This window comes from Microcoleus sp. Pol11C3 (assembly GCF_036701485.1).
In the GTDB taxonomy this organism is placed as follows: Bacteria; Cyanobacteriota; Cyanobacteriia; order Cyanobacteriales; family Microcoleaceae; genus Microcoleus.
Genome location: NZ_JAUBQW010000270.1, coordinates 1 through 2,430 on the forward strand (window position 1 = coordinate 1; position 2,430 = coordinate 2,430).

Annotated in this window: 4 protein-coding genes; 2 read left to right on the forward strand and 2 right to left on the reverse strand. The window is 40.2% G+C overall.

Features of this window, described 5'->3' with window-relative positions:
- Positions 1 to 218 precede the first annotated feature (218 nt).
- The gene (locus QUA40_RS28355; protein WP_333131988.1) at positions 219 to 629 is read left to right on the forward strand and encodes a hypothetical protein; all 411 of its coding nucleotides are present in this window, start codon (positions 219 to 221) and stop codon (positions 627 to 629) included.
- Between the two features lie 112 nt (positions 630 to 741).
- On the opposite strand, the gene QUA40_RS28360 is transcribed toward QUA40_RS28355, so the two are convergent.
- Positions 742 to 1,155, reverse strand: a complete 414-nt coding sequence (locus QUA40_RS28360; RefSeq protein WP_333131990.1) for a hypothetical protein — start codon at positions 1,153 to 1,155, stop codon at positions 742 to 744.
- Positions 1,156 to 1,199: 44 nt separating this feature from the next.
- Positions 1,200 to 1,748: a DUF6232 family protein gene (locus QUA40_RS28365; protein WP_333131992.1), complete on the reverse strand. Its 549-nt coding sequence runs from the start codon at positions 1,746 to 1,748 to the stop codon at positions 1,200 to 1,202.
- A 241-nt stretch (positions 1,749 to 1,989) separates the two neighbouring features.
- On the opposite strand from QUA40_RS28365, the gene QUA40_RS28370 reads away from it, so the two are divergent.
- A complete protein-coding gene (locus QUA40_RS28370) occupies positions 1,990 to 2,373 on the forward strand; it encodes a pentapeptide repeat-containing protein (RefSeq protein WP_333131994.1) in 384 nt (127 codons plus the stop codon).
- Positions 2,374 to 2,430 lie beyond the last annotated feature (57 nt).

A 2,430-nucleotide genomic window follows, 5' to 3' on the forward strand; every position in this document is an offset into this window, starting at 1 on the left:
TATCCTTGCTCTTCGCTGTGCTTATCTCAACGGTCAACTTTCAATTTGATGTATTTGCCAAAGTGAGATGCACCCACCGGCGACCGATCCAGATAAATGCGCCGAAAGGACTAAAAAATACGGCTGGGATTATCAGAGATTTATTCCTAATAACGACCCTGTTTTGAAGGTAGACTGCGAGTTTGTAGGAGAAGAGATTTATTTTCAGGATCTGGGGTATGACCACCAAGATTAACTCGATAAAAGGCAAGCCAACACTGAAAATTTACCGCACAGACGGTGCACAGACTGGATGGGAAAAAAGACTCGACGCAATAGGTTCTGGTACTTACTTGCTGCACGAAGAGATGGACTATTCCACAAACCGAACTCTCCCTAAAATTGGCGATCGCTTGGGAGAATCTAAACGTTTCGCAGACGGAGAAATTTACCACCGCCAAAGCGACTGGTTAGTCGCAAAAGTACAGTCCTATCCTGCTGTTGGCGAAGACTGCGACTGGGATGAGATCGTACTTTCCTACTGTCAGTTTGAGCCAAGAGAGTCTAAGTGGGAGAGAGTCGCTACTTTGGAGGAAATTGTAGCGCAACAAGTAGCTAAAGATAGGGGTTTGGAGGTAGTTAAGAGTTGAGCGATCGCACTTTAAAACCTCGATTGCTAGAATTGACAGAATGCTGCGAACAAGGGAGGAGAAGAAGTGCGATCGTAATTATTAGGGGTGTTTGCCCAAAGGCGATCGCTTGCTAAAACCCAAAGAATTTAGTAATCAATGGCAGTAGATTATTACAGAATTCTAGTAGTTTTGTCGCTTGTGGTACACCTTTCATAATTCGTGCGAGCATCCTGTCTGCCTTTTTGGCTTTATTTTTCATTTCTGCATCATTAGGATTTTTAGCAGCTTCAGCTAAGGCTTTTACTTGTTCTAAAGCATCCTCCCTGTCGTCTTCACTTAAATTTTGGTCTGCTTTAATTTCTGCTTGGAGTTGGGTGAGTAACTCTTTGATTCCGGGTTTATCAGGTTCAGAGGATGAAGGTAACTCGTTTATAGCGAAGGAAACATTTCCTCCAACATAACTTGATGAATCCCCTTCAACCTTACCTGCGGTAACAGGACCTCCAACACTTCCTCCGATCTGAATACCTTGTTTATCTTCCATTATTCCCTCCTAATTTGATTTATCTTTGGATGACACTTTTATTTTTAGTCGTTTCGAGAGACATTTCCTCTAACTTGACTTGATGAACTGCCTCCAATATTACCTGCGGTGACCGAACCTCCAACACTTCCTTCTATTCGGATAGATCTATCTTCTGTATGGATTACATAAGTACCTTCTGCATTACTTTCCATGAAGTTGTATAAGACTGAAACTACTTTTTCTAAACCTGGCATATCGCTAGTAATAAATACTGGCGCAGGAGAACCTGAATTAAGGTATAATTTAAGACCATACTTTTTGGGTTGTGAAGTGTTTGCATAAAATGCACCTATTGCTGCTAAAACAAATATTATTCCCCAAAATCTCCACTCAGGAATATTTGCACAAAAAAGTCCAATTACAAACAATACTAAAATAAATTGTATGGGAAATAGATTAGTGTTTCTAACAGGAGCTAACCCAAAACGTGTGACGTTACGAAACTGATAGACATCAGAATCAAATCTAACTGTTTGCTTAGTAATTTCTATCCTGGTATTCCTGAGCGGTCTGTCATTATCATCTTTGGGCAATAAGTTATTTGCAGCCATAATTACTCCTTTCCAAGGAACAGCGAAGTTACCAATTAGCAAGCATATATCTTAGACTTTATTCAATCAGGTTTTTAAGACTGCTGGTGGGTGTTATTGGCATTGACATCGGTGTGTGTTTAGAGATATAATAGCAAATTTATATGGGCTGCAAAGTAATAAAAAGTAATATTAAGCGTCTGTTGCGGTACAATCTATACTAAGCCTACCTTAACGATCCGCTAGTAAGGGACTTTAACACATGACTGTTGACGAAGCTCTAACGATCGCAGAAACAGCCCTCAACTATGATCGCCTCAACAAAATTCAAGAGATAGTGTTTCGTCAATCCTGGGAAGGACAGTCTTATAAAGAAATTGCAGCCAGCACTGAATATGAATATGATCATATCAAAGATGCTGGTGCTAAACTATGGAAACTACTTTCAACAGCACTCGAAGAAAAAGTTAAAAAAGATAATCTCAAATCAGTCTTAAAGCGATATTTACGGCGGAGTCAAGTGAATCTACAGCGAAATCTGACGATCGAAGTTAACCTCAGCGGCGCAAATCTCAGCGGTGCCAACCTCAGCGGCGCTAGATTATTCGCAAACTTAAATGAAGCTGATTATAGTCATTTCAAATAAGTATGAGACACTATTCATGCACAATAAGCACGAATAATTTCATCAAGAGATGTGCCA